Annotated in this window: 7 protein-coding genes; 1 reads left to right on the top strand and 6 read right to left on the bottom strand. The window is 61.4% G+C overall.

Annotation, left to right across the window (positions count from 1 at the left end):
- The 6 genes from AKL25_RS15320 to AKL25_RS15290 all read right to left on the bottom strand — a co-directional run.
- The coding region (locus AKL25_RS15320; protein ID WP_050478547.1) for an ABC transporter ATP-binding protein at positions 1-590 on the bottom strand (590 nt) is incomplete at its 3' end.
- A 24-nt stretch (positions 591-614) separates the two neighbouring features.
- Positions 615-1,382, bottom strand: a complete 768-nt coding sequence (locus tag AKL25_RS15315) for an ABC transporter ATP-binding protein (protein WP_050478546.1) — start codon at positions 1,380-1,382, stop codon at positions 615-617.
- 31 nt (positions 1,383-1,413) lie between these two features.
- Entirely contained in the window at positions 1,414-2,631 is a 1,218-nt protein-coding gene (locus AKL25_RS15310) for an ABC transporter permease subunit (RefSeq protein WP_050478545.1), read from the bottom strand.
- Positions 2,632-2,661: 30 nt separating this feature from the next.
- Positions 2,662-3,591, bottom strand: coding sequence for a branched-chain amino acid ABC transporter permease (locus AKL25_RS15305; RefSeq protein ID WP_050478544.1), 930 nt, complete (start codon positions 3,589-3,591; stop codon positions 2,662-2,664).
- Positions 3,592-4,153: 562 nt separating this feature from the next.
- Positions 4,154-5,116, bottom strand: a complete 963-nt coding sequence (gene ispH / locus AKL25_RS15295) for a 4-hydroxy-3-methylbut-2-enyl diphosphate reductase (protein ID WP_050478565.1) — start codon at positions 5,114-5,116, stop codon at positions 4,154-4,156.
- Positions 5,117-5,126: 10 nt separating this feature from the next.
- The gene (locus AKL25_RS15290; RefSeq protein ID WP_050478542.1) at positions 5,127-5,582 is read right to left on the bottom strand and encodes an FKBP-type peptidyl-prolyl cis-trans isomerase; all 456 of its coding nucleotides are present in this window, start codon (positions 5,580-5,582) and stop codon (positions 5,127-5,129) included.
- Positions 5,583-5,702: 120 nt separating this feature from the next.
- Here AKL25_RS15290 and radC point away from each other — a divergent pair, with 120 nt between their 5' ends.
- Positions 5,703-6,377 (top strand): RadC family protein, encoded by a 675-nt coding sequence (radC, locus tag AKL25_RS15285; protein ID WP_050478541.1) that lies wholly within the window; start codon positions 5,703-5,705, stop codon positions 6,375-6,377.
- Positions 6,378-6,402 lie beyond the last annotated feature (25 nt).

Here is a 6,402-nt window from a genome sequence, read left to right as displayed (position 1 = left end):
TCCACCAGCAGGATCGTGATGCCCTGCGCCGACACCGTGCGGATCACTTCGAAGATCTTCTCCACCATGATCGGCGACAGTCCCATCGACGGTTCATCCAGCAACAGCAGCTTGGGATGGCTCATCAGCGCGCGCGCCATGGCCAGCATCTGCTGTTCGCCGCCCGAGAGCGTGCCGGCCATCTGCGCCGCACGTTCCTTCAATCGCGGAAACACCGTGAACCAGTGCTCGATGTCCTGCGCGATCTGCTGCTTGTCGTCGCTGGTGTAGGCGCCCATGAGCAGGTTTTCGTGGATGCTCATGCGGGTGAAGACGCCCCGCCCTTCCGGCACCATGGCCAGCTTTTGCTGCACCAGGTTGAATGAGCTTTGCCCCTTGAGCGCCTGGCCGAGGTAGGTGATGTGGCCGCTGACTTTGCAGTTCGGCAGGGTGCCGGTGACGGCTTTGAGGGTGGTGGTCTTGCCGGCGCCGTTGGCCCCGATCAGGGTCACCAGTTCGCCTTCGTTGACTTCCAGGCTCGCGCCCTTGACGGCCTTGATGCCGCCGTAGGCGACGCTGAGGTCTTCAATTTTTAAGATGTTCGTTGTCATTGTGATCTTTCCGTTTTACGTCTCTTAATGGGCGGCGCCCAGATAAGCTTCGATGACTGCGGGGTTCTTCTGCACATCCGCCGGCACGCCTTCGGCAATCGGTTTGCCGTAGTCCAGCACCGTCAGGCGGTTGCACAGGCCCATCATCAGTTTGACGTCGTGTTCGATCAGCAGGATGGTTTTACCCTCTGCCTGGATCTTGACCAGCAGTTCGCGCAGGCCGAGCTTTTCTGTCGCGTTCATGCCGGCGGCCGGTTCGTCCAGCGCCAGCAGTTGCGGTTCGGTCGCCAGCGCGCGGGCGATTTCGAGTCGTCTCTGGTCGCCGTAGGAGAGGTGGCGCGCGGTGCGCGAGGAGAACTGGCCGATGCCGACGAAGTCGAGCAGCTTTTGCGATTTCTCTTTGATGGCGGCTTCTTCGTCGCGGGCGGCCTTGTGACGGAACACGGCGCCGAAGACGTTTTGTTTGGTGCGCACGTGGCAGCCGACCATGACGTTTTCCAGCACGGTCATGTCGCCGAACAGGCGGATGTTCTGGAAGGTGCGGGCGATGCCGGCCTTGGCCACTTCGTGCGGGGCGCTGGGGCTGTAGGGCTTGCCGGCCAGCTCGAAGCTGCCGGTGTCGGGCTGGTAGAGGCCGGTGATGACGTTGAAGAAGGTGGTCTTGCCGGCGCCGTTGGGGCCGATCAGGCCGTAGATCTGGCCTTGTTCAATCGTCAGGCTCACGCCCGAGAGGGCTTGCAGGCCGCCGAAGCGTTTGCTGACGTCGGCGATTTTTAACAGGGTGGTGCTCATTGGTTCGTCCTCTGTGTGCTGTTCGTCGAGTTTAGGCTTTGACCACGCCGACCGGCTCGTCGCCGTGGGGGTGATCGGCTTCGGGGCGGTCTTCATGGCGCGGCGAGGGCCACAGGCCGGCCGGACGATTCAACATGATGATGACCATGGCCAGGCCGTAGAGCAGTTGGCGCAGCACTTCGGCGTCGATCCAGACGCGGCCGAACAGGCTCATCTGCACCGGCTCGACCACGTGGCGCAGCACTTCCGGCAAGGCGGCGAGGATGATGCCGCCGAGCACGACGCCGGGGATGTGGCCGATGCCGCCCAGCACCACCATGGCCAGCACGGCAATGGATTCGGTCAGGGAGAAGGATTCCGGAGACACAAACCCCTGGAACGAGGCGAACATGGCGCCGGCCACGCCGCCGAAGGAGGCGCCCATGGCGAACGCGAGGAGCTTGACGTTGCGGGTGTTGATGCCCATGGCCTTGGCGGCGATTTCGTCTTCGCGGATGGCGACCCAGGCGCGGCCCAGGCGCGAGTCCTGCAGGCGGATCGAGAAGAAGATCACGCCGATGCACAGCAGCAGGAACAGGAAATAGTAGGCGTTCACCGAGGGCATGCTGATGCCGAGGAATTTGACGATGGAGCCGGAGCCCGGCTCGCCCGCCAGCGAGACGCCGAAGACGCGGATCGGGTCGATCAGGTTGATGCCTTGCGGCCCGTTGGTGATGTTGACCGGGGCGTTGAGGTTGTTCATGAAGATGCGGATGATTTCGCCGAAGCCCAGGGTGACGATGGCGAGGTAGTCGCCGCGCAGTTTCAGGGTCGGTGCGCCCAGCAAAGCGCCGAAGATGGCGGCGATCAGGGCCGACAGCGGCACGATGATCCATAGCGACAGGTGGATGCCGTTCTGCACGATCTGCGGGCCGCAGATCATGACGAGGAAGTTGCCCACTGCCGGGTAGGTGTTGACGAAGGATTGCAGGACATCGGCGAACTGCGGCGAGGCCAGCAAACCGGCGGTGTAGGCGCCGATGGCGTAGAAGGCGATGTAGCCCAGATCGAGCAGGCCGGCAAAGCCGACCACCACGTTCAGGCCCAGGGCCAGCATGATGTACAGCAGGGCCATGTCCATGATGCGTACCCAGGAGTTGCCGAACATGCTGGCAACGAAGGGGAAGGCGATCATGACGATCAGGAGCGCGGCCAGGCTGAGCCGGGCCTGCTGCGGGTTGCGTTTCTTGTCGAAGGTGAGGAAGGCCATGTCGGTCTCTCTTTGAGTATCTGTTTTAACTTAAGCGCGGTCTGCTACGCGTTCACCCATGATGCCGGACGGCCTGAGTGTGAGCACGATGATCAGCACGATGAAGGCGAAGATGTCCTGATAGTTGCTGCCCAGGAAGTCGCCCGTCAGGTCGCCGATGTAGCCGGCGCCCAGGCTTTCGATCAGGCCCAGCAGGATGCCGCCCAGCATGGCGCCGTAAATGTTGCCGATGCCGCCCAGCACCGCGGCCGAGAAAGCCTTCAACCCCGGCACGAAGCCCATGGCGAATTGCGCCGTGGAGTAGTTCGCCGCCCACATGACGCCGGCAATCGCCGCCAGCGCGGCGCCGATGATGAAGGTGACCACGATCACGCGATTCGAGTCCACGCCCATCAACCCGGCAATGCGCGGGTTCTCGGCGGTGGCGCGCATCGCGCGGCCCATCTTGGTCTTCTCGACGATCAGCACCAGGCCGATCATGGCGGCCAGCGCCAGCAGCAAGAGCATGATCTGCGTGGGCGAGATCAGCGCGCCGGCGATGTGCACCGGATCCGACGGCATGATTTGCGGGAACGGCACGGGGCTGCGGCCCCAGATCATCATGGCCAGCGTCTGCAGCAGGATCGATACGCCGATGGCGGTGATCAGGGGCGCCAGGCGCGGCGCGTTGCGCAGCGGACGGTAGGCCACGCGTTCGATGATCATGCTGACGATCACGCACACGGGAATGGCGCCGATGATGGCGATGATCAGCTTGACGATGCCGGGCAGGTCGGGGGCGACGTGCTGCACCAGTTTCAGAATGCTTAAACCGGCCATCGCTCCGATCATGAGCACGTCGCCGTGCGCAAAATTGATCAGGTTCAAGACCCCGTACACCATCGTGTAGCCCAGGGCGATCAGGGCGTACATGCTCCCTAAGACCAGGCCGTTGATGATTTGCTGGATGAAGATGTCCATAAATGCCTACTTCCTAAATTCGTAACGTCAATGAGATATGTCGATGCAAGACGTGTGTACGTCCGCAATTGCATGCGAGCTTTAGAGCAAAAACTGTTCCCGATCGGAGAAATCCCGCGAAGGGCTGGCAATCAATGCAGATAAGGCTTTCCGTGCTGAATGCTATGCATGCAGATCAGGCGGGAGCGGAGAGAAACGCGTCAAGATGGAGCGTGCGCGGGCAAGCTGGGGCAGATGGTTGAAAGTGCTCATGCGGATGCTCATGATCGGTTGCGCTCCTTCTTGGTCGAAAGATCTGTAATGTGGATAAAGCGAGCGCACCTTGTGGGGACTCGCCGGCTGGAGCGGGATTATACCTAAGCCGCTCCCACAATACGAGAATAGACGCAAAGCACGTCGGTACTGGATATCCGCCCGACAGAGGACGCAAAAAAAGCGCACCGGGGTGCGCTTTTCGGGGCTTCAACTACCTGTTGCCGCCAAGGATTGCAATTGCGAACACCGGGACGGTCAGTCTGCGATTGCCGGTTCAGCCCGAACTCAGTCCGGACCTGGCCCGAAGTTAACCGCCACTGACGATGGAACGCCCGCCGCCCAGGCCTTTGGGCATAGGGAAAGTCACGTTTTCCTCAATCCCGTCGAGAATGCGAACGCTGCGCGTTGCGCCTTCCTTGAGCCGGTCGATGACGGCCTGCACCAGCACTTCCGGAGCCGACGCGCCGGCGGTGACACCGATGCGCTTCTTGCCGACCAGCCAGTCGGCGTTGATCAGATCGGCGTTGTCGACCATGTAGGCCGGTACGCCCTTCTTCTCGGCCACTTCACGCAGGCGATTGGAGTTGGAGCTGTTGGGGCTGCCGACCACGATCACGACGTCGACTTGCGGCGCCATGAACTTGACGGCTTCCTGACGATTGGTGGTGGCGTAGCAGATATCGCCTTTTTTCGGCTCGGCGATGTTGGGGAATTTGTTCTTCAACGCGGCGATGATGTCGGTGGTGTCGTCCACCGACAGCGTGGTCTGCGAGACATAAGCCAGCAAGTCGGGATCGGTGACCTTGAGCTTCACGACGTCGTCGACGGTCTCCACCAGATACATGCCGGCGTCGGTCTGGCCCATGGTGCCTTCGACCTCGGGATGGCCTTCGTGGCCGATCATGATGATCTCGCGGCCTTCACGGCGCATCTTGGCCACTTCCATGTGGACCTTGGTGACCAGCGGACAGGTGGCGTCGAACACGGTCAGGCCGCGCTCCTGCGCTTCGGCCTGCACGGCCTTGGACACGCCGTGTGCGGAAAAAATGACGGTGTTGCCGGCCGGGACATCGGCCAGCTCTTCGATGAAGATGGCGCCCTTGCTGCGCAGGTCGGCGACGACGTAGGCGTTATGGACGATTTCGTGGCGCACGTAGATCGGCGCACCGAATTGCGTCAGCGCGCGTTCGACGATTTCAATCGCGCGATCGACGCCGGCGCAGAAACCGCGCGGTTGAGCCAATAAAATTTCAGGTTCTTGCTTGTCCATATCGAGCACCTTACAGAATCCCGATGATTTTTACTTCAAATTTCAGCGTTTGTCCGGCCAGCGGATGGTTGAAATCAAACAGCGCGCCCTGCTCGTCAATCTCGCGCAGCACGCCGGCAAAGCGTCCGCCGCCGGGTGCGGCGAAATCGACCAGGTCGCCGACGCGATAGTCTTCGTCCATGGACGAGTTTTCTTCCAGCGTGGCGCGCGAGATGCGCTGAATCAATTCAGGGTTGCGCGGTCCAAAGGCCTTCTCGGGCGACAGCTCAAACGTCTGATGCGTACCCTCTTCCAGTCCAAGCAGGCAGGCTTCCAGAAACGGCGCCAGTTGGCCCTGGCCGAATTGCAGCGTGGCGGGCTTTTCCTCAAAGGTGCTGACGATATTTTCGCCGGCCATGGATGCCAGGCGATAGTGCAGTGTGAGGTAGGCGTTTTCGGTGACGACCGGGACAGATGCGTTGGACATGAAAGATATTCAGTAAGCGTGACAGCCCGCTATTGTAAGCCACCTTGCCCGACTCCGTAAAAACAAGCCCCGACTTCAGAGCGCTTATTTCACTCCTCAAGTCACTCAACCAAGGACCCCATGGCAATTACCGACTGGCCCGCAGACCAGCGTCCGCGCGAACGCTTGATCAAACAAGGCGCCCATGCCCTCTCTGACGCCGAATTGCTGGCCGTGTTCCTGCGCGTCGGCGTGGCCGGCAAAAGCGCGGTGGACCTGGGGCGCGACATGGTCGGGCAGTTTGGCTCGCTGCAGGGCCTGTTTGCCGCCAAGCTGACCGACTTCGCCCGCATCAACGGCCTCGGCCCGGCCAAGTATGCGCAATTGCAGGCGGTGCTGGAACTGGCCCGGCGCGCGCTGTCGGAAGAATTGCGTACGGGAACGACGCTCAACTCTCCGCTGGCGGTGAAGCAGTATTTGCAGCTGCTGTTTCACGGCAAAACCTATGAGGCCTTCATTGTCCTGTTCCTCGACGTCAAGAATCGCCTGATTGACTCGGAAGAGCTGTTTCGCGGAACGTTAACGCATGCCAGCGTCTATCCGCGTGAAATCGTCAAGGCGGCGCTGACGCACAACGCCGCCAGCCTGATCCTGGCGCATAATCACCCCTCCGGCGAAGCCGAGCCGAGCACGGCCGACCTGCATCTGACCGGTAACCTCAAGCAGGCGCTGGGTCTGGTGGACATCAAGGTGCTGGATCACATTGTGGTGGCGGGACGACAGACTTATTCTTTTGCGGAACACGGACAGCTGTGAGAGCCGGGCGTGAATGGGCGGGATT

Origin of the sequence: Herbaspirillum rhizosphaerae, from assembly GCF_001189965.1 — a bacterium.
GTDB classification, from domain to species: domain Bacteria; phylum Pseudomonadota; class Gammaproteobacteria; order Burkholderiales; family Burkholderiaceae_D; genus Herbaspirillum; species Herbaspirillum rhizosphaerae.
Note: the sequence above shows the minus strand (reverse complement) of the source record. Positions and strands in the feature narration are given on the sequence as shown.